The sequence below is a fragment of the Actinomadura monticuli genome, from assembly GCF_041463655.1.
In the GTDB taxonomy this organism is placed as follows: domain Bacteria; phylum Actinomycetota; class Actinomycetes; order Streptosporangiales; family Streptosporangiaceae; genus Spirillospora; species Spirillospora monticuli.
The window spans coordinates 48,863-67,633 of sequence record NZ_JAXCEI010000022.1 but is presented as its reverse complement, the minus strand read 5'-3'; the positions used below and the strand labels follow the sequence as shown (position 1 = coordinate 67,633).

The following is an 18,771-nucleotide window of genomic DNA, read 5'->3' as shown; positions in this document are numbered from 1 at the left end:
TCAGTCGACCTCCTCGACGGTGACCAGGTGCGCCACCGTCCGGATCATGCCGAGCACCTCGGGGCGGTCCTCGCGGACCACGCTCTGCCCGATCTTCTTCAGGCCGAGGGTGCGCAGCGTGTCACGCTGGTTCTGCTTCTCGCTGATCACGGACTTGGTCTGCGTGATCTTCAGGTTGGTCACGACGACGCGGCCTCCGTCCTGGGCTCGCTGCCCGCGGCGCGCGCGCGCAGCATGGCCGCCGGGGCGACGTCCTCGATCGGCAGGCCGCGCTTGGCCGCGATCTCCTCCGGACGCTTCAGCGACTTCAGCCCCGCGATCGTGGCGTGCACGATGTTGATGGCGTTGTCGCTGCCCAGCGACTTGCTCAGCACGTCGTGGATGCCGGCGGCCTCCAGGACGGCGCGCACCGGGCCACCGGCGATGACGCCGGTACCGGGGCTGGCCGGACGCAGCAGGACCTCGCCCGCCGCGTCCCGCGCCTGCACGAGGTGCGGGATGGTGCCCTGGATCCGCGGCACCTTGAAGAAGTGCTTCTTGGCCTCCTCGACGCCCTTGGCGATCGCCGCGGGCACCTCCTTGGCCTTGCCGTAGCCGACGCCCACGGTGCCGTTGCCGTCACCGACGATCACCAGGGCGGTGAAGCTGAAGCGACGCCCGCCCTTGACGACCTTGGCGACGCGGTTGATCGCGACGACCTTCTCGATGTACGACTGGCCCTTGTCGGCGCCACCGCGGCGGTCGTCGCGGCGGTCGCGACGGTCGCCACCCTGACCGCCACCACGCCTCTGCGCTGCCATCAGTGGTTCCTCTCGTTGACCTTGTTGCGGGCCGTGGTCACAGCTCCAGGCCCCCCTCGCGCGCACCGTCCGCGACTGCGGCGATGCGGCCGTGGTACTTGTTGCCGCCGCGGTCGAACACGACCGCGTGGACGCCGGCCTGCTTGGCCCGCTCGGCGACGAGTTCGCCGACCTTGCGGGACTTGGCCGTCTTGTCGCCGGAGTCGGCGCGCAGGTCCGCCTCCATCGTCGACGCGCTGGCCAGCGTGTGGCCCTTGTCGTCGTCGATGACCTGGACGAACACGTGCCTGCTGGAGCGGGTCACGACCAGGCGAGGCCGCGCGGCGCTGCCCACGACCTTCTTGCGGACCCGCAGGTGCCGGCGCTTGCGGGACTTGGCCCGCGCCGACGTGGCCTTCGCGGCCAGGGTCTTGGTGCCTGCCATGACTACTTACCAGCCTTTCCGACATTCGGAAGCGCAGCGGCGGATCTGCTCCCCCGCATCACTTGCCAGCCTTTCCGACCTTGCGGCGGATCTGCTCGCCCTCGTAGCGCACGCCCTTGCCCTTGTACGGGTCGGGCTTGCGCAGCTTGCGGATGCGGGCGGCGATCTCACCGACGAGCTGCTTGTCGATGCCCTCGACGGTCAGCTGCGTCGGCCTGTCGACGGTGAGCTTGATGCCCTCCGGCGCCTCGAACGGGATCGGGTGGCTGTACCCGAGCGAGAACTCGACGTTCTGGCCCTTGGCCACCACCCGGTAGCCGACGCCCTGGATGACCAGGGTCTTCTTGTAGCCGTCGGTGACCCCGACGACCATGTTGTTGATCAGCGTCCGGGTGAGCCCGTGCAGCCCGCGCACCTTGTTCATGTCGTTCGGCCGGGTGACGACGATCCTGCCGTCCTCCTGGCTGACCTCGATGGGCTCGGCGACGGTGTGCGACAGCGTGCCCTTCGGCCCCTTGACGGTGACCTCCCGGCCGTCGAGGCTGATCTCGACGCCGCTCGGCACGGTGATGGGAAGACGTCCGATACGAGACATTGTTGAGTACCTCCCCTCACCAGACGTAGGCGAGGACTTCCCCGCCCACGCCGCGCTTGCCCGCCTGACGGTCGGTCATGAGACCGGAGGACGTCGAGATGATCGCGACGCCCAGTCCGCCCAGGACCTTCGGCAGGTTGTCCTTCTTCGCGTACACGCGCAGACCCGGCTTCGAGACGCGCTTGATGCCGGCGATCGAACGCTCGCGGGTCGGGCCGAACTTCAGCTCGATCATGAGCTCCTTGCCGACCTTGGCGTCCTGCACGCTCCAGCCCGAGATGTAGCCCTCCTGCTGGAGGATCTCGGCGATGTGCGCCTTGATCTTCGAGTACGGCATCGCCACCGAGTCGTGGTACGCCGAATTCGCGTTCCGCAGACGCGTCAGCATGTCTGCGATCGGGTCGGTCATCGTCATGGCCTACTGGCCCTCCCTCGCCACGGTTTCCTCGGGTTGATGCGGCCCGTGGACCTTTGGCGCGGTCGTGGACGTCCTCGCGGACGCCCGGTTGGTCATTACAGGCCGGTCACCGTCCCCGGGGGTCGCCCCCCGGGGACGCGGTCACCAGCTGGACTTCGTGATGCCGGGAAGCTCGCCGCGGTGGGCCATCTCCCGGAAGCACACCCGGCACAGGCCGAACTTCCGGTAGACGGAGCGCGGGCGCCCGCAGCGCGAGCACCGAGTGTACGCGCGCACACCGAACTTCGGCTTCCGCGCCGCCTTGGCGATCAGCGACTTCTTCGCCATGCTCAGCTCTCCTTGAAGGGGAAGCCCAGGAGCTTGAGCAGCGCCCGGCCCTCGTCGTCGGTCTTCGCGCTCGTCACGACCGTGATGTCCATGCCCCGCTGCCGGTCGACCTTGTCCGGGTCGACCTCGTGGAACATGACCTGCTCGGTCAGCCCGAAGGTGTAGTTGCCGTTGCCGTCGAACTGCTTCGGCGACAGGCCGCGGAAGTCGCGGATACGGGGCAGCGCGGTGGCGAGCAGCCGGTCCAGGAACTCCCACATGCGGTCGCCGCGCAGCGTGGCGTGCGCGCCGATCGGCATGCCCTCGCGCAGCTTGAACTGCGCGATGGACTTGCGGGCCCGGTTGACCGCCGGCTTCTGGCCGGTGATCAGCGACAGGTCGCGGATGGCGCCCTCGATCAGCTTGGCGTCCTTGGCCGCGTCGCCGACGCCCATGTTGACCACGATCTTGGTCAGCGTGGGGATCTGCATGACGTTGGCGTAGCCGAACTGCTCGCGCATCTGCCCCGCGATCTCCTCGCGGTAGCGGACCTTGAGCCTCGGCGCCGGCACGGGACGCTCGGTGACGGTCTCAGTCATCGGAAGCGGACTCCTTACCGCCCTTGCGGCCGGCCGCCGCCCGGCTCTTGCGCGGGCGCGTGACGCGGACCTTGTTGCCGTCCTCGTCGAACTCGTAGCCGATCCGGACCGGCTGGCCCTTCTCGACCAGCGCGACGTTGCTGACGTGGATCGGAGCCTCGACCTGGACCCGGCCGCTCTCCTTGCCGGCCCGCTGCGCGTCGGCCTTGATGTTCTTGGTGATGATGTTGATGCCCTCGACGACCACCCGGTCGGCACGCGGGTCGACGCGCAGGACCTTGCCCGTCGCGCCCTTGTCCTTGCCGGCGAGGATGATCACCTCGTCGCCCTTGCGGATCTTCATCAGAGCACCTCCGGCGCGAGCGAGATGATGCGCATGAACTTCTTCTCGCGCAGCTCGCGGCCCACCGGGCCGAAGATGCGCGTGCCGCGCGGGTCGCCGCCGTCCTTGATCAGGACGGCGGCGTTCTCGTCGAAGCGGATGTAGGAGCCGTCCGGGCGCCGGCGCTCCTTGCGGGTGCGCACGACGACCGCCTTGACGACGTCACCCTTCTTCACGCCCGCGCCGGGAAGGGCGTCCTTCACCGTCGCGACGATGATGTCGCCGACTCCCGCGTAGCGCCGACCCGAGCCGCCGAGAACCCGGATGCAAAGGATCTCCTTCGCACCCGTGTTGTCGGCGACCTTGAGTCGCGACTCCTGCTGGATCACGTCAACTCCTGTTCGTCACACCGGTTCTGCACCGGACGTCGTCCGGCCAGCCTGGTGGAACCAGTCATGTACATTGCGGGGCTGCGACCCCGCGGGCCTACTTGGCCTTCTCGAGGATCTCCACCACTCGCCACCGCTTGGTGGCCGACAGCGGGCGGGTCTCCATGAGACGGACGCGGTCGCCGACGCCGCACTCGTTGGCCTCGTCGTGCGCCTTGTAGTTCTTCGTGCGGCGGATCACCTTGTGGTACCGGGGGTGGGTCACGCGGTCCTCGACGGACACGACCACGGTCTTGTCCATCTTGTCGCTGACCACCAGGCCCTCAAGGATCTTGCGGCTGGTCCGCTTCTCCGTCTGCTGCTCGGTCATTCGTTGCCCTCCGCGGCGTCGTCCTCGGCGACCGTGACGATGCCGAGCTCGCGCTCCCGCATCACGGTGTAGATGCGGGCGATCTCGCGCTTGACGATGCGCAGCCGCCCGTGGCTCTCAAGCTGGCCGGTCGCGGCCTGGAAGCGGAGGTTGAACAGCTCCTCCTTGGCCTCCTTGAGCTTGGTGACCAGGACGTCCTCGGGCTCGGTCCGCAGGTCGTCGGCGGTAAGACCCTTGGCCATCAGGACTCACCCACCTCTCGCTTGACGGTCTTGCAGGTCAATGAACACAGCATGGGAAGCTTGTGGAGCTTGAACATCAGCTCTCACCGACCTCACGCTTGACGATCTTGCACTTCATCGGAAGCTTGTGGATCGCGCGCGTGAGGGCCTCCCGAGCGATCTGCTCGTTCGGGTAGGAGATCTCGAAGAGCACGCGGCCCGGCTTCACGTTGGCCACCCACCACTCCACGGAGCCCTTACCGGAGCCCATGCGGGTCTCGGCGGGCTTCTTGGTCAGCGGACGGTCCGGGAAGATGTTGATCCAGACCTTGCCGCCACGCTTGATGTGGCGGGTCATCGCGATACGCGCGGCCTCGATCTGCCGGTTCGTCACGTACGCGGACTCGACGGCCTGGATGCCGTACTCGCCGAACGTCACCCTCGTGCCGCCCTTGGCCATGCCACGGCGCTTCGGGTGGTGCTGCTTGCGGTGCTTGACCTTGCGAGGGATCAGCATCGGTTACTCAGCTCCCCTCACCCTGCGGAGCAGCCTCGGCCGCCGGGGCCGGCTGCTCGGAAACCTGCTGCTGCTTCTGCTCGCCGCCGCGTCCGCCGCGCTCGCCACCGGCGCCGCCGCGTCCGCCACGGCCGCCGCGGCCACCGCCACGGCGCTCGCCGCCACCGCCGCCGCCGCGGCGCTCACGGCCACCGCCGCCGCCACCGCCCGCGGCGCGCTGCTGCGCCGCCCTCTGCTCGCGCTCGGCGCGCGTCGCCGCGGCCTCGCCCTTGTAGATCCACACCTTGACGCCGATGCGGCCGAACGTCGTCCGGGCCTCGTAGAAGCCGTAGTCGATGTCGGCGCGCAGCGTGTGCAGCGGGACCTGGCCCTCGCGGTAGAACTCCGACCGCGACATCTCGGCGCCGCCGAGGCGGCCGCCGCACTGGACCTTGATGCCCTTGGCACCGGACTTCATCGCGGACTGGATCGCCTTGCGCATGGCGCGGCGGAACGCGACCCGGCTGGACAGCTGCTCGGCCACGCCCTGCGCGACGAGCTGCGCGTCGATCTCGGGGTTCTTCACCTCGAGGATGTTCAGCCGGACCTGCTTGCCGGTCAGCTTCTCCAGGTCGCCGCGAAGCCGCTCGGCCTCCGCGCCGCGGCGGCCGATGACGATGCCCGGCCGGGCGGTGTGAATGTTGACCTCGACACGGTCCCGGGTGCGCTCGATCTCCACCTTGGAGATGCCCGCCCGGTCCATGCCCTTCTGCAGCATGCGCCGGATCTGGACGTCTTCCTTGACGTAGTCCTTGTAGAGCTTGTCGGCGAACCACACGGACTTGTGGTCGGTGGTGATGCCGAGCCGGAACCCGTGCGGGTTGATCTTCTGACCCACTACCGGGCCCTCCTCGTCTTCTTACCGCCACCGGACGCGGTCGACGCCTCGTCCCGCGACTCCACGACCACCGTGATGTGGCTCGTGCGCTTGTTGATGCGGTAAGCCCGGCCCTGGGCGCGGGGACGGAAACGCTTGAGCGTCGGCCCCTCGTCCACCCACGCACGGCTCACGACGAGCGTGTCCGAGTCGAGCTTGAAGTTGTGCTCGGCGTTGGCGATGGCACTCGCCAGCACCTTGCCCACCGGCTCACTCGCAGCCTGGGGGGCGAACCTCAGCACCGCCTGAGCCTCCGCGGCAGGCAGGCCGCGGATGAGGTCCACCACGCGGCGGGCCTTCCTGGGCGTGACGCGGATGTACCGCGCCTGGGCCCTGGCTTCCATCGCTGATCCTCTCCGTACGATCTGTGCTCTGCCTGCTCAGCCGCGTCGGCTGCGGCGGTCTTCCTTGACGTGGCTGCGGAACGTGCGCGTCGGCGCGAACTCGCCGAGCTTGTGCCCCACCATCGCGTCGGTGATGAACACCGGGACGTGCTTGCGGCCGTCGTGCACGGCGATCGTGTGACCGATCATGTCCGGCACGATCATGGAGCGCCGCGACCACGTCTTGATGACGTTCTTGGTGCCCTTCTCGTTCTGGCCGTCCACCTTCTTCATCAGGTGGTCGTCCACGAACGGGCCCTTCTTAAGGCTACGTGGCATGACGAGCGACTCCTACCGCTTCTTCTTGCTGCGACGACGGACGATCAGCCGGTCGCTCGACTTGTTCGCCTGGCGAGTGCGGCCTTCCTTCTTACCGTTCGGGTTCACCGGGTGCCGGCCACCGGAGGTCTTGCCCTCACCACCACCGTGCGGGTGGTCGATCGGGTTCATGGCCACACCGCGGACGGTCGGGCGCTTGCCCTTCCACCGCATACGTCCGGCCTTGCCCCAGTTGATGTTCGACTGCTCGGCGTTGCCGACCTCGCCGACCGTCGCGCGGCAGCGCACGTCCACCATCCGCATCTCGCCCGAGGGCATGCGCAGCGTGGCGTACTTGCCCTCCTTGGCCAGCAGCTGGACGCCGGCGCCCGCGCTGCGGGCGATCTTGGCGCCGCCGCCGGGGCGGAGCTCGATGGCGTGGATGACCGTACCGGTCGGGATGTTGCGCAGCGGCAGGCAGTTGCCCGGCTTGATGTCCGCGCCCGGCCCGTTCTCCACCCGGTCGCCCTGCTTCAGTCCGCGCGGGGCGAGGATGTAGCGCTTCTCGCCGTCCACGTAGTGAAGCAGCGCGATCCGCGCGGTGCGGTTCGGGTCGTACTCGATGTGCGCGACCTTGGCCGGCACGCCGTCCTTGTCGTGCCGGCGGAAGTCGATCACGCGGTAGGCGCGCTTGTGCCCGCCGCCCTGGTGCCGGGTGGTGATGCGGCCGTGGTTGTTGCGGCCGCCCTTCTTGGGGAGCGGACGCAGCAGCGACTTCTCCGGCTCGTCGCGCGTGACCTCGACGAAGTCGGCCACGCTGGAGCCGCGACGACCCGGAGTCGTCGGCTTGTAGTTACGGATGCCCATCTTTTTCGTTCATCCCTTGTCTGCTTCGGGGCCTCGGCCAGGTCAGGCCGGGCCGCCGAAGATGTCGATCCGCTCGCCCTCGGCGAGGCTGACGATGGCGCGCTTGGTGTCCTTGCGCTTGCCGTAGCCGAACCGGGTGCGCTTGCGCTTGCCCTGCCGGTTGAGCGTGTTCACGTTCGTCACCTTGACGCCGAACACGGCCTCGACGGCCTGCTTGATCTGCGTCTTGTTGGCGTCCGGGCGGACCACGAACGTGTACTTGTTCTCGTCCAGCAGCCCGTAGCTCTTCTCCGAGACGACCGGCGCGATGATGATGTCGCGGGGGTCGGCGATCTTGTTCATGTGCGACCCTCCTTACTTCTTCGCCGCGCGCGAGATGAACTCGTCGTACGCCTTCTTCGTGAAGACGACGTCGTCGTTCACCAGCACGTCGTAGGTGTTGAGCTGGTCAGAGACGATCACGTGCACGCTCGGCTCGTTGCGCAGGCTCTTCCAGGTCAGGTCGTCCTCGCGGTCCAGGACCAGGAGGACGCGCTTGGCCTCGGTGACCGTGCGCAGCGCCGTCAGCGCCGTCTTCGTCTTCGGGGTGTCGCCCTCGATGAGGCCGTCGACCACGTGCACCCGGCCGAACCGGGCGCGGTCGGACAGGGCGCCGCGCAGCGCGGCCGCCTTCATCTTCTTGGGCGTCCGCTGCGTGTAGTCCCGCGGCTGCGGGCCGTGCACGATGCCGCCGCCGGCGAACTGGGGCGCGCGGGTCGAGCCCTGGCGGGCGCGGCCGGTGCCCTTCTGCCGGTACGGCTTCTTGCCGCCGCCGCGGACGTCGCCGCGGGTCTTGGTCGAGTGCGTACCCTGGCGCGCCGCGGCCAGCTGCGCCACCACGACCTGGTGGATCAGCGGCACGCTGGTCTTCGCGTCGAAGACCTCTGCGGGCAGGTCGATGTCGAGCTTGGCAGTCACTTGCCCGTCCCCTTCACTGCGTCGCGGACCAGCACCACGGCGCCGTTGGGACCGGGAACCGCGCCCTTGATGAGCAGCAGGTTCTTCTCCGCGTCGACGGCGTGGAGGGTCAGGTTCTGCACGGTGGTACGGGCGTTGCCGTGCCGTCCCGCCATACGGAGGCCCTTGAAGACGCGACCAGGGGTCGCGCAGCCGCCGATCGAGCCCGGCGAGCGGTGCTTGCGCTGGGTGCCGTGCGAGGCGCCGAGGCCCTTGAAGCCGTGGCGCTTCATGACACCGGCGGTGCCCTTGCCCTTGCTCGTGCCGGTTACGTCGATCTTCTGGCCGGCCTCGAAGACGCTGGCGGTGATCTCCTGGCCGAGTTCGTACTCGGTGGTGTCGTCGGCCCGCAGTTCGACGAGGTAGCGGCGCGGCGTCACGCCGGCCTTCTCGAAGTGACCCGCGCGCGGCTTGTTCACCTTGCGGGGGTCGATCTGCCCGTACCCGATCTGCACGGCGGTGTAGCCGTCCTTCTCCTGGGTGCGGAGCTGGGTCACGACACACGGCCCGGCCTGGACGACGGTCACCGGAACGATCCGGCCCTCATCGTCGAAGACCTGGGTCATGCCGAGCTTCTCGCCCAGGACGCCCTTCCTCTGCGTACTCATTCTCGGTGCGTCCCTCAGAGCTTGATCTCGATGTCAACGCCGGCCGGAAGGTCGAGCCGCATCAGCGAGTCGACCGTCTTGGGCGTCGGGTCGATGATGTCGATCAACCGCTTGTGCGTGCGCATCTCGAAGTGCTCGCGGCTGTCCTTGTACTTGTGCGGCGAGCGGATGACGCAGTACACGTTCTTCTCGGTCGGCAGCGGCACCGGGCCCGCGACCTTGGCGCCCGTCCGCGTCACCGTCTCAACGATCTTCTTCGCGGAGGTGTCGATGACCTCGTGGTCGTAGGCCTTGAGCCGGATGCGGATCTTCTGTCCCGCCATGGTGGCCTCGGTGTCCTTTGCTGTAGTGCCGCTGTTTACTTCAGGGTCGTGGCGCGGCGCCCCTCACCCTCTGGGCGAGGGGCGCCGCTCACGAGAGGTGTTACTTGATGACCTTGGTGACGCGACCGGAGCCGACCGTCCGGCCACCCTCGCGGATGGCGAACTTGAGGCCCTCCTCCATGGCGACGGGCTGGATCAGCTCGACGCGCATCTCGGTGTTGTCGCTCGGCATGACCATCTCGGTGCCCTCGGGCAGGTTCACCACGCCGGTCACGTCCGTGGTCCGGAAGTAGAACTGCGGGCGGTAGTTGTTGAAGAACGGCGTGTGCCGGCCGCCCTCGTCCTTGGACAGGATGTAGACCTGCGCCTCGAACTCGGTGTGCGGGGTCGTGGTGCCCGGCTTGATGACGCACTGGCCGCGCTCGACGTCCTCGCGCTTGACACCGCGCAGGAGCAGGCCGACGTTGTCGCCCGCCTGGCCCTGGTCGAGCAGCTTGCGGAACATCTCGACACCGGTGACGGTGGTCGTGGTCTTCTCGTTCTTGATGCCGATGATGTCGACGGTCTCGTTGACGTTCACGACACCGCGCTCGATGCGGCCGGTCACGACGGTGCCGCGGCCGGTGATCGAGAAGACGTCCTCGATCGGCATCAGGAAGGGCTTGTCGATGTCGCGCACCGGCTCCGGCACGTTCTCGTCGACGGCGTCCATGAGCTCGCCGATCGACGCGGCCCACTTCTCGTCGCCCTGCAGCGCCTGGAAGGCGGAGACGCGGACGACCGGGACGTCGTCGCCCGGGAACTCGTACTCGGTGAGCAGCTCGCGGACCTCGAGCTCGACGAGCTCCAGGATCTCCTCGTCGTCCACCATGTCGCACTTGTTCAGCGCGACGACGATGTAGGGGACGCCGACCTGGCGGGCCAGGAGCACGTGCTCCTTGGTCTGCGGCATCGGGCCGTCGGTGGCGGCGACCACCAGGATGGCGCCGTCCATCTGCGCCGCACCGGTGATCATGTTCTTGATGTAGTCGGCGTGCCCCGGGCAGTCGACGTGCGCGTAGTGCCGGGCCTCGGTCTGGTACTCCACGTGCGCGATCGAGATGGTGATGCCGCGCTCGCGCTCCTCCGGCGCCTTGTCGATGTCCTCGAACGGCGTGAAGGGGTTGAGGTCCGGGTACTTGTCGTGGAGCACCTTGGTGATCGCCGCGGTAAGCGTGGTCTTACCGTGGTCGATGTGTCCAATGGTGCCGATGTTCACGTGCGGCTTCGTCCGCTCGAACTTGGCCTTCGCCACTGGTTGCTCCTTGTTGCGATCCTCGGCCGTCTAGACGACCGCTTCGATGTACGTCTGGTGTGATCTGTGGGCAGGCCCGGTGCTCTACTCGCCCCGCGCCTTGGCGATGATCTCCTGCGCGACGTTCGTGGGAACCTCGGCGTAGGAGTCGAACTGCATGGTGAAGACAGCCCGGCCCTGGGTCTTGCTTCGCAGATCACCCACGTAGCCGAACATCTCGGACAGGGGCACGAGCGCCTTGATGACGCGCATGCCGTGCCGCTCGTCCATGGACTGGACCTGACCGCGGCGGCTGTTGAGGTCGCCGATCACGTCGCCCATGTTGTCCTCGGGCGTCGTGACCTCGACGGACATCATCGGCTCCAGCAGCGTGGGGGACGCCCTGCGGGCGGCCTCCTTGAACGCCATGGAACCGGCGACCTTGAACGCCATCTCCGAGGAGTCGACGTCGTGGTAGGCGCCGTCCTGCAGGGTGACCTTCACGCCCACCATCGGGTAGCCGGCGAGGACACCGAACTCGGCGGCCTCCTGGCAGCCCGCGTCGACCGACGGGATGTACTCCCGCGGGATGCGGCCGCCGGTGACCTTGTTCTCGAACTCGTAGCCGTCGGACCCGCCGCCGAGCGGCTCCAGGTCGATGATCACGCGGCCGAACTGGCCGGAGCCACCCGTCTGCTTCTTGTGGGTGTACTCGACCTTCTCGACCTTGCGGCTGATCGTCTCGCGGTAGGCGACCTGCGGCTTGCCGACGTTGGCGTCGACCTTGAACTCGCGCTTCATCCGGTCGACGAGGATCTCCAGGTGGAGCTCGCCCATGCCGGAGATCACGGTCTGGCCGGTGTCCTCGTCGGTGCGGACCTGGAAGGACGGGTCCTCCTCGGCCAGCCGCTGGATCGCGGTGCCGAGCTTCTGCTGGTCGGCCTTCGTCTTCGGCTCGATCGCGACGTGGATGACCGGCGCCGGGAAGTTCATCGACTCCAGCACGATCGGGTTCTTGTCGTCGCAGAGCGTCTCGCCCGTGGTGGTCTGCTTGAGACCCATCACCGCGACGATGTCGCCGGCGCCGGCGCGCTCGATCTCGGTGCGCTTGTTGGCGTGCATCCGGTAGATCTTGCCGATGCGCTCCTTGCGCTCCTTGACGGAGTTCATCACGCTCGCGCCGGACTCCATGACGCCGGAGTAGACGCGCACGAAGGTGAGCTTGCCCAGGTGCGGGTCGCTCGCGATCTTGAAAGCGAGCGCGGCGAACGGCTCGTCCTCGCTCGGCTTGCGGGTGAGGACCTTCTCCTCGTCGCGGACGGCGTGGCCCTCGATGGCCTCGACGTCCAGCGGGGAGGGCAGGTAGCGGACGATCGCGTCCAGCAGCGGCTGCACGCCCTTGTTCTTGAAGGCGGTGCCGCAGGTCACCGGGGTGAGCTTCGCCGAGATCGTCGCGCGCCGGATGCCGGCGTGCAGCTGCTCCACGGTGGGCTCGTCGCCCTCCAGGTACAGCTCCATGACCTCGTCGTCGTTCTCGGCGAGCGTCTCGACGAGCTTGTCGTGCCACTCCCGCGCCGTCTCCAGGTGCGACTCGGGGATGTCGACCGTGTCGTACATCTCGCCGAGCTTGGCCTCCTCGTTCCAGAGGAGGGCCTTCATGTTGACCAGGTCGACGACGCCCTTGAAGTCGGCCTCGGCGCCGATGGGCAACTGCAGGACGAGCGGGGTCGCGTTGAGACGGTTCTCGATCATGTCGACGCAGCGGTGGAACTCGGCGCCGACCCGGTCGAGCTTGTTGACGAAGCACATGCGGGGCACGCCGTACCGGTCGGCCTGGCGCCACACCGTCTCGGACTGGGGCTCCACGCCGGCCACGCCGTCGAACACCGCGACGGCACCGTCGAGCACCCGGAGGTTGCGCTCCACCTCGATGGTGAAGTCGACGTGCCCGGGGGTGTCGATGATGTTGATCGTGTGATCGATCTCGTTCACGGGCCAGTGGCAGGTGGTGGCGGCGGAGGTGATGGTGATCCCCCGCTCCTGCTCCTGCTCCATCCAGTCCATGGTGGCCGCACCGTCGTGGACTTCACCGATCTTGTAGCTCATCCCCGTGTAGAACAGGATGCGCTCGGTCGTCGTGGTCTTGCCCGCGTCGATATGGGCCATGATCCCGATGTTGCGGACCCTGGCCAGGTCTACACCGGTTTTGGTAGCCACTGTCGTCCTCGCGTCGTCTCGTCGTTGCAGTTCCCGCCGGGATTACCAGCGGTAGTGGGCGAAGGCCTTGTTGGACTCCGCCATCTTGTGCGTGTCCTCGCGCTTCTTGACAGACGCGCCAAGGCCGTTGCTGGCGTCGAGCAGCTCGTTCATCAGCCGCTCGGTCATGGTCTTCTCGCGGCGCTGCCGGGCGTACACCACCAGCCACCGCAGGGCGAGCGTGGTGCTGCGGGCCGGCCGCACCTCGACGGGGACCTGGTAGGTCGCGCCACCCACGCGGCGGCTGCGGACCTCCAGGGTCGGCTTCACGTTGTCGAGCGCGCGCTTCAGCGTGACGACCGGGTCGTTGCCGGTCTTCTCGCGGGCGCCCTCGAGGGCGTCGTAGACGATGCTCTGCGCGATGGAGCGCTTGCCGTCCAGGAGAATCTTGTTGATGAGCGCGGTGACCAGCGGCGAGTTGTACACCGGGTCAGCGATCAGCTGGCGCTTGCCAGCGGGGCCCTTGCGCGGCATCAGCTCTTCTCCTTCTTCGCGCCGTACTTGCTGCGCGCCTGCTTGCGATTGCGGACGCCCTGCGTGTCGAGCGAACCGCGGATGATCTTGTACCGAACACCCGGGAGGTCCTTCACACGGCCGCCGCGCACGAGCACGATCGAGTGCTCCTGCAGGTTGTGGCCGACACCGGGGATGTAGGCCGTGACCTCGATCCCGCTGGTCAGCCGGACACGGGCGACCTTGCGAAGCGCGGAGTTCGGCTTCTTGGGCGTCGTCGTGTAGACGCGCGTGCAGACGCCCCGGCGCTGGGGGCTCGCCTGCAGCGCGGGCGTCTTGTTCTTGGTCACCTTGTCCTGGCGGCCCTTTCGGACCAGCTGCTGGATCGTGGGCACCGCGTCTCCGTCTTCCTCGTACCGAGCCGGTAAGTCTTCTTGCTGCAATCACCACCTCAGGCGAGGCTGTGACCTGCCGGTTTCCCGACCTCTCCGACCCCCGCGGTCGGGCGTGTCGCCCCCTCACGGAAATACAACCGCGCGAAACCGACACAGACCGCCCGGCCCAGAATGAAGGGCCAGATCAAGCCGGGGAGTGAGGCTCCCCCACCCGGCACGTCCCCACGGCGCGAAACCGCTGGACACACCAGGGATCAAAGAGCCCCATCTGATGCGGCGCCGAGGCTGGCCTGCCGGCCTCGCCGACGCGCACGCATAGCGACCCGCAGAGCGGGCGCAAGTGAAGAGATTACCGACCCGCGCTGCAAAGTGCAAAACAGGGAGCGCACTATCGCGCGCCCCCTCCGGAGCGCAAGCCCCCCGGGCGGTCGGGAGGCATCTCCCCTGTGACGATGAACGACAGAATGCCGACGGATGTTCCGGCCTGGACGCGAACGTCCGGGAGGGCTACCCGTCGGCATTCTGTCTCACGTTCCCCCTGTTGGGGAAGATGTGGCCGAGCTTTTACAGGATGAACGCGACGACCAGGACAATGAGGATCACCACGACGGCGACGCCGCCGATGACGAGCCACAGCGTGTTCTTGCCGCCCTTGCCCTCCTGTGAACCGCCGCCGTAGGCGGGCTGCTGGCCGTACTGGCCCTGCTGGCCCGGCTGGCCGTACTGACCGGGCTGGCCGTAGGGCTGCTGCTGGCCGTACTGCTGCTGGCCCTGGGCGCCCTGGCCCTGCTGCTGGTCGTACTGGCCCGGCTGGCCGTAGCCCTGCTGCTGGTACGGCTGGCCGTACTGCTCGGGCTGGCCGAAGCCGCGCTGCTGCTCACCCTGCTGACCGGGCTGCTGTTGGCCGGGCTGCTGTTGGCCGGGCTGCTGTTGGCCGGGCTGCTGTTGGCCGGGCTGCTGGCCGTAGCCCTGCTGTTGCTGCTGCTCGGGCTGGCCGTACGCCTGCTGCTGGCCGTACTGCTGGCCGGGCTGCTGCTGCGGCTGCTGGGGCTGGCCCCACTGCTGCTGACCGATGTCGAGCCGGGTGCTGTCGGCCATGCCGGCGTTCTCGGCGGCGTGGCGCCCCTGGGACACGGCGGACGGGTCGAACGCCTCGGTGGCGCGCCCGTCCTCGACGTTGCTCTCGCCCGGCGGGGCGTACAGGTCGTCCACCGAGGGCGATGAGCCGGACGACTGCGAACCCGCGCCGGCGCCCGCGCCGAAGCCCGGCTCGGGCGGCGGCACCATCATCGTCCGCTCGTGGTCGGCCTGGCCCTGCTGCCCGCCCGGCTTGGGCGCTTCGGGCGACCAGGGCTCGGGCGTGGACGGCGGCGTCGGCGCCTGCCACGGCTCGGCGGGCGGGTCCTGCCGGCGCTCGGGACCGGTGGCGACCGGGACGTCGGTGCCCGGCGACCAGTGCAGCGTCGCCTGGTCGTCGATCGCGGGGCGCTTCGGCTGCTCCGGCTCGGGCGCGCCGGCGGCCGGACCAGGGACGATCATCGTGCGGTCCCCGGAGACGTCCTGGGGGCCGGGCTGCGGCGGCGCCTGCTCGGCGGACGCGCCGGACTCGGGCGGCGGGAAGCCGCCCGGCTGCCCGCCGAAGGGCTGCTGCCCGTACTGCGGCTGGTCCTGCGGCGCGCCGTGCACCGGCTGCTGCGGATAGCCGGACGGCTGCTGCGGAGGCTGCTGGCCGTACTGGGGCTGCTCGTACTGCGGCTGCTCGTACTGCGGCGGCTGCTCGTACTGGGGCGGCTGGCCGTAGCCGGGCTGGGGCCGGCCGTACTGCGGCTGCTCTCCCGGCGGGACGTACTGCTGCGGGTCCTGCGAGGGCGTGAACCCGCCCGGCCCGCCCTGGGGCGCGCCGTACGGCTGCTGCCCGTACGGGGGCGGCTGCTCCTGGGGGGCGCCGTAAGGCTGCTGGGGCGGTGCCGGAGGCTGCTCGCCGAACTGCTGCATCGGCTGCTCGACCATCGTGGGGGGCGGCGGAGGCGGCGCGGGCCGCTCCTCCTCGCGGGGCTCGGCCGGCGGCTTCGCGCCGCCCTGGCCGCCCAGCTGCGGAGCCCCGAACACCACGGTGCGGTCCCCGAGCGGCCGGGCGGGGGGCTCCTGGCCCTCCAGCGTCCCGGGCTGCCCCTCGTCCTCCGGCAACGGCCGCTTCGGTCCCTGCGTGCCGTCGTTCTCGGTCATCGTCGGGCTCCTTCAGCGCCGTCGTCCCGGGGCTCCTCGGCTCCCGGTGGCCCGGAGGCGCGCGGCGCATGACGCGGCTTCCGAACCTTCACCCTTTTCTCCACGAGGCGGTTGCGCCAAACGTGGGCGTTCTCGCCCACAGCCTGCCTCGATCGCCCGTGGGATCGCAAATCACCACCCTTGATAGACGCTGGACGGCCCCGGAGCGTTCCGGCCCGGGGACGTCCGCGTCCGGCCGCGTCAGGAGTGCCCGACGACCGCGTGCGGGCGGTACGGGGCCTCCATCCGCTCGATCTCCTTCTCGTCCAGTTCCAGGCCCTCCGCGGCGATCGCGTCGTCCATGTGAGTGAGTTTCGTCGCTCCCACGATCGGCGCGGTCACACCGGGGCGGCCGAGCAGCCAGGCGAGCGCCACCTGCGCCGCCGGGACGCCCCGCTCGCCCGCGACCTCCCGCACGGCGTCGACGACGTCGAAGTCGGCCTCGGTGTAGAGGCCGTCCCCGAAGGCGTCGTTGCGCGAGCGGACCGTCTTGCGCTCGCCGCCCCTCTCCCGGTTCCCGGCGAGCAGGCCGCGCGCCAGCGGACTCCACGGGATGAGGCCCACGCCCTGGTCGACGCAGAGCGGGTTCATCTCCCGCTCCTCTTCTCTGTAGACGAGGTTGTAGTGGTTCTGCATTGAGACGAACTTCGTCCAGCCCCGCGTCTCGGCGACGTGCTGCGCCTTGGCGAACTGCCACGCGTACATGCTGGACGCCCCGATGTAGCGCACCTTGCCCGACTTCACGACGTCGTGCAGGGCCTCCATGGTCTCCTCGATGGGCGTCCCGTAGTCCCAGCGGTGGATCTGGTAGAGGTCCACGTAGTCGGTGCCGAGCCGGCGCAGCGAGTCGTCGATGCCCGCCATGATGTGCTTGCGGGACAGGCCCCGGTCGTTCGGCCCGTCACCCATGGGCATGCAGACCTTGGTGGCCAGGACGTAATCGTCCCGCCGGGCGAAGAGCTTCGGCAGAAGGCGTCCGGTGATCTCCTCGCTCATTCCCTGCGAGTACATGTCGGCGGTGTCGAAGAACGTCACACCTCCCTCGACGGCCCGCCGGACGATCGGCTCCGCCGCCTCCTCGTCCAGCGCCCACTTCCTGAGCGCCGGGTCGCCGTAGCTCATCATCCCCAGGCAGATGCGCGAGACCTTGAGCCCGGTCGTGCCGAGGCGTACCTGTTCCATGAACAACTCCTCTCAACGACCTCCACGTTGCACCCCGCACCACCGGATCACCAGTCCCTTCCGGCGCTTTCCGCGTTCACCGGAAGGGACGGGCGCGGGCCGCCGAAGGGGCCCGTTCCGCGCGGAACGGGCCCCTTCGGCATGCGAGGGTTCTCAGGCGAACGCGTGGCACTCCACCGTGGCACGGCGTTCGGTCATGCCCTGCTGGACCGCCGAGGTCACACACGCCTGCTGCTTCTCGTCGAGCTTGGGCTGACCGCACTCCTTGACGCTGGAGTAGGTGCGGCAGTCCTGGCGCGTGCCCTGCTCCTGGGACGGCTGGGCCGCGACCGCGCTGCCCATTCCCCCGATCCCGACGACGGCGGCGATCAGCGCACCGGTCATGACCCTCTTCATCAGCTCTCCCCCGTCGCATGCTTCTGGCAACGACGACGTTTCTCCCCGGCCCGCAAGACCACAAAACCCGACAAAACGTCAAGAAAACGACGCCACCCGCAGGTCAAGCGCCGTCGCGGGCGAACTCGGCGCGGACGCCGAGGAGGCGCACCGGCCGCCGCCCGGTGAACTCGGCGAGCGCGGCGAGCGCGGCCCGCTCGATCCGGTGCGGCCCGCTCGCCGGCGCTTCCAGCGTCCGGCCGTGGGTCCGCGTGGTGAACGGCGCGTACCTCACCTTCACGATGACCCGGACGACGTCCCGCCCGTCCGCGGCGACGTCGCCGGCGACCCGCCGCGCCAGGCGGACCACTTCGCGGCGGACGTCCTCCCAATCGTCCAGATCGTGCTGGTACGTGGTCTCCCGGCCGCACGAGCGCGGGACGCGCGGCGCGTCGCTCACCGGCGAACGGTCCCGGCCTTGGGCGAGCCGGACCAGCCACGGCCCGGTCGCGGGCCCGACCTCCGCGGCGAGGACGCCCGGGTCGGCCGCCGCGAGATCGCCGACCGTGGCGATGCCGAGTCCCTTCAGCCGCTCGGCGGTCTTCGCGCCGATGCCCCACAGCGCGTCGGTCGGCCGGTCGCCGAGCACGTCGAACCACGTCGCGGTGGTGAGGCGGAAGACCCCCGCGGGCTTCCCGAAGCCGGTCGCCAGCTTCGCCTGGAGCTTGTTCTGCCCGATGCCCACCGTGCATTCGAGCCCCGTCGCCGCCCGCACCCGGCGGCGGACCTCCTCGGCCACGGTCTCCGGATCGTCGTCGTCGACGGCCAGGAACGCCTCGTCCCAGCCGAGGACCTCCACCACGACGCCGAGGCTCCGCAGGGCGGCCATCACCTCGTCCGAGGCGGCTTCGTAGACGCCCCGGTCCACGGGCAGGAACACCGCGTCCGGGCATCGCCGCGCCGCCGTCCGGAGCGGCAGGCCGGAGTGGACGCCGTACTCGCGCGCCTCATACGAGGCCGTGCTGACCACGCCGCGCTTCGCCGGATCACCGTCTCCGCCGACGACGACCGGCCGTCCCTTCAGTTCCGGGTGCCGCAGCACCTCGACGGCGGCGATGAACTGGTCCAGATCAACGTGCAGGACCCAACGAGCCACACCCTCATTGTTCCCCGCCGGCAAGAAGGCCATCACCGTAGGCGACGGGGGCCGGCGGCCGGATGAACCGGTCCTCCAAAAGCGAAGGCAAGGAGGTCGTTGAC

General features: G+C 69.1%; 28 protein-coding genes. All 28 read right to left on the bottom strand.

Features of this window, described 5'->3' with window-relative positions; genetic code table 11:
- Positions 1-183 (bottom strand): 50S ribosomal protein L30, encoded by a 183-nt coding sequence (gene rpmD / locus SM611_RS33595; RefSeq protein WP_089324452.1) that lies wholly within the window; start codon positions 181-183, stop codon positions 1-3.
- Entirely contained in the window at positions 180-800 is a 621-nt protein-coding gene (gene rpsE / locus SM611_RS33590) for a 30S ribosomal protein S5 (protein ID WP_371954359.1), read from the bottom strand. The genes rpmD and rpsE overlap by 4 nt, the downstream gene beginning before the upstream one ends.
- A 37-nt stretch (positions 801-837) precedes the next feature.
- Positions 838-1,224: a 50S ribosomal protein L18 gene (rplR, locus tag SM611_RS33585; protein ID WP_131942734.1), complete on the bottom strand. Its 387-nt coding sequence runs from the start codon at positions 1,222-1,224 to the stop codon at positions 838-840.
- A gap of 58 nt (positions 1,225-1,282) precedes the next feature.
- A complete protein-coding gene (gene rplF, locus SM611_RS33580; protein ID WP_371954358.1) occupies positions 1,283-1,819 on the bottom strand; it encodes a 50S ribosomal protein L6 in 537 nt (178 codons plus the stop codon).
- Positions 1,820-1,835: 16 nt separating this feature from the next.
- Positions 1,836-2,234: a 30S ribosomal protein S8 gene (gene rpsH, locus SM611_RS33575; RefSeq protein WP_067889220.1), complete on the bottom strand. Its 399-nt coding sequence runs from the start codon at positions 2,232-2,234 to the stop codon at positions 1,836-1,838.
- Between the two features lie 144 nt (positions 2,235-2,378).
- Complete coding sequence (locus SM611_RS33570) at positions 2,379-2,564, bottom strand: type Z 30S ribosomal protein S14 (protein ID WP_018657585.1); 186 nt, start codon at positions 2,562-2,564, stop codon at positions 2,379-2,381.
- A gap of 2 nt (positions 2,565-2,566) precedes the next feature.
- Complete coding sequence (gene rplE / locus SM611_RS33565) at positions 2,567-3,142, bottom strand: 50S ribosomal protein L5 (protein WP_371954357.1); 576 nt, start codon at positions 3,140-3,142, stop codon at positions 2,567-2,569.
- Complete coding sequence (gene rplX / locus SM611_RS33560) at positions 3,135-3,485, bottom strand: 50S ribosomal protein L24 (RefSeq protein WP_371954356.1); 351 nt, start codon at positions 3,483-3,485, stop codon at positions 3,135-3,137. Before rplX ends, rplE begins: the two co-directional genes overlap by 8 nt.
- Positions 3,485-3,853 (bottom strand): 50S ribosomal protein L14, encoded by a 369-nt coding sequence (rplN, locus tag SM611_RS33555; protein WP_021596728.1) that lies wholly within the window; start codon positions 3,851-3,853, stop codon positions 3,485-3,487. Before rplN ends, rplX begins: the two co-directional genes overlap by 1 nt.
- A 97-nt stretch (positions 3,854-3,950) precedes the next feature.
- Positions 3,951-4,223: a 30S ribosomal protein S17 gene (gene rpsQ / locus SM611_RS33550; RefSeq protein WP_371954355.1), complete on the bottom strand. Its 273-nt coding sequence runs from the start codon at positions 4,221-4,223 to the stop codon at positions 3,951-3,953.
- Positions 4,220-4,465, bottom strand: a complete 246-nt coding sequence (gene rpmC / locus SM611_RS33545) for a 50S ribosomal protein L29 (RefSeq protein WP_371954354.1) — start codon at positions 4,463-4,465, stop codon at positions 4,220-4,222. The genes rpsQ and rpmC overlap by 4 nt, the downstream gene beginning before the upstream one ends.
- A gap of 76 nt (positions 4,466-4,541) precedes the next feature.
- Positions 4,542-4,961, bottom strand: a complete 420-nt coding sequence (rplP, locus tag SM611_RS33540) for a 50S ribosomal protein L16 (protein WP_371954353.1) — start codon at positions 4,959-4,961, stop codon at positions 4,542-4,544.
- A gap of 7 nt (positions 4,962-4,968) precedes the next feature.
- The gene (gene rpsC / locus SM611_RS33535) at positions 4,969-5,838 is read right to left on the bottom strand and encodes a 30S ribosomal protein S3 (RefSeq protein WP_371954352.1); all 870 of its coding nucleotides are present in this window, start codon (positions 5,836-5,838) and stop codon (positions 4,969-4,971) included.
- Complete coding sequence (gene rplV / locus SM611_RS33530; protein ID WP_371954351.1) at positions 5,838-6,221, bottom strand: 50S ribosomal protein L22; 384 nt, start codon at positions 6,219-6,221, stop codon at positions 5,838-5,840. The genes rpsC and rplV overlap by 1 nt, the downstream gene beginning before the upstream one ends.
- A 36-nt stretch (positions 6,222-6,257) precedes the next feature.
- Positions 6,258-6,539: a 30S ribosomal protein S19 gene (gene rpsS / locus SM611_RS33525; protein ID WP_371954350.1), complete on the bottom strand. Its 282-nt coding sequence runs from the start codon at positions 6,537-6,539 to the stop codon at positions 6,258-6,260.
- 12 nt (positions 6,540-6,551) lie between these two features.
- On the bottom strand, positions 6,552-7,385 hold the full coding sequence (gene rplB, locus SM611_RS33520) for a 50S ribosomal protein L2 (protein WP_371954349.1): 834 nt from the start codon (positions 7,383-7,385) through the stop codon (positions 6,552-6,554).
- A gap of 42 nt (positions 7,386-7,427) precedes the next feature.
- Positions 7,428-7,727 carry a 50S ribosomal protein L23 gene (gene rplW, locus SM611_RS33515; RefSeq protein WP_371954348.1) on the bottom strand — a complete coding sequence of 100 codons (300 nt, stop codon included), beginning with the start codon at positions 7,725-7,727 and terminating at the stop codon, positions 7,428-7,430.
- Positions 7,728-7,739: 12 nt separating this feature from the next.
- Entirely contained in the window at positions 7,740-8,342 is a 603-nt protein-coding gene (gene rplD / locus SM611_RS33510) for a 50S ribosomal protein L4 (protein WP_371954347.1), read from the bottom strand.
- Complete coding sequence (gene rplC, locus SM611_RS33505; protein WP_371954346.1) at positions 8,339-8,989, bottom strand: 50S ribosomal protein L3; 651 nt, start codon at positions 8,987-8,989, stop codon at positions 8,339-8,341. Before rplC ends, rplD begins: the two co-directional genes overlap by 4 nt.
- A gap of 14 nt (positions 8,990-9,003) precedes the next feature.
- Entirely contained in the window at positions 9,004-9,312 is a 309-nt protein-coding gene (rpsJ, locus tag SM611_RS33500; protein WP_018657599.1) for a 30S ribosomal protein S10, read from the bottom strand.
- A gap of 100 nt (positions 9,313-9,412) precedes the next feature.
- The gene (tuf, locus tag SM611_RS33495; protein ID WP_371954345.1) at positions 9,413-10,606 is read right to left on the bottom strand and encodes an elongation factor Tu; all 1,194 of its coding nucleotides are present in this window, start codon (positions 10,604-10,606) and stop codon (positions 9,413-9,415) included.
- Between the two features lie 84 nt (positions 10,607-10,690).
- Positions 10,691-12,802, bottom strand: coding sequence for an elongation factor G (gene fusA, locus SM611_RS33490; RefSeq protein ID WP_371954344.1), 2,112 nt, complete (start codon positions 12,800-12,802; stop codon positions 10,691-10,693).
- A gap of 42 nt (positions 12,803-12,844) precedes the next feature.
- Complete coding sequence (gene rpsG, locus SM611_RS33485; protein WP_021597494.1) at positions 12,845-13,315, bottom strand: 30S ribosomal protein S7; 471 nt, start codon at positions 13,313-13,315, stop codon at positions 12,845-12,847.
- Positions 13,315-13,689, bottom strand: a complete 375-nt coding sequence (gene rpsL / locus SM611_RS33480) for a 30S ribosomal protein S12 (protein WP_067629379.1) — start codon at positions 13,687-13,689, stop codon at positions 13,315-13,317. The genes rpsG and rpsL overlap by 1 nt, the downstream gene beginning before the upstream one ends.
- A 564-nt stretch (positions 13,690-14,253) precedes the next feature.
- On the bottom strand, positions 14,254-15,915 hold the full coding sequence (locus SM611_RS33475; RefSeq protein WP_371954343.1) for a hypothetical protein: 1,662 nt from the start codon (positions 15,913-15,915) through the stop codon (positions 14,254-14,256).
- Positions 15,916-16,155: 240 nt separating this feature from the next.
- Complete coding sequence (locus SM611_RS33470) at positions 16,156-17,136, bottom strand: aldo/keto reductase (protein ID WP_371954342.1); 981 nt, start codon at positions 17,134-17,136, stop codon at positions 16,156-16,158.
- Positions 17,137-17,289: 153 nt separating this feature from the next.
- Positions 17,290-17,532, bottom strand: a complete 243-nt coding sequence (locus tag SM611_RS33465) for a hypothetical protein (RefSeq protein WP_371954341.1) — start codon at positions 17,530-17,532, stop codon at positions 17,290-17,292.
- Between the two features lie 103 nt (positions 17,533-17,635).
- Positions 17,636-18,667 (bottom strand): DNA polymerase IV, encoded by a 1,032-nt coding sequence (locus tag SM611_RS33460; protein WP_371954340.1) that lies wholly within the window; start codon positions 18,665-18,667, stop codon positions 17,636-17,638.
- Positions 18,668-18,771: the final 104 nt, after the last annotated feature.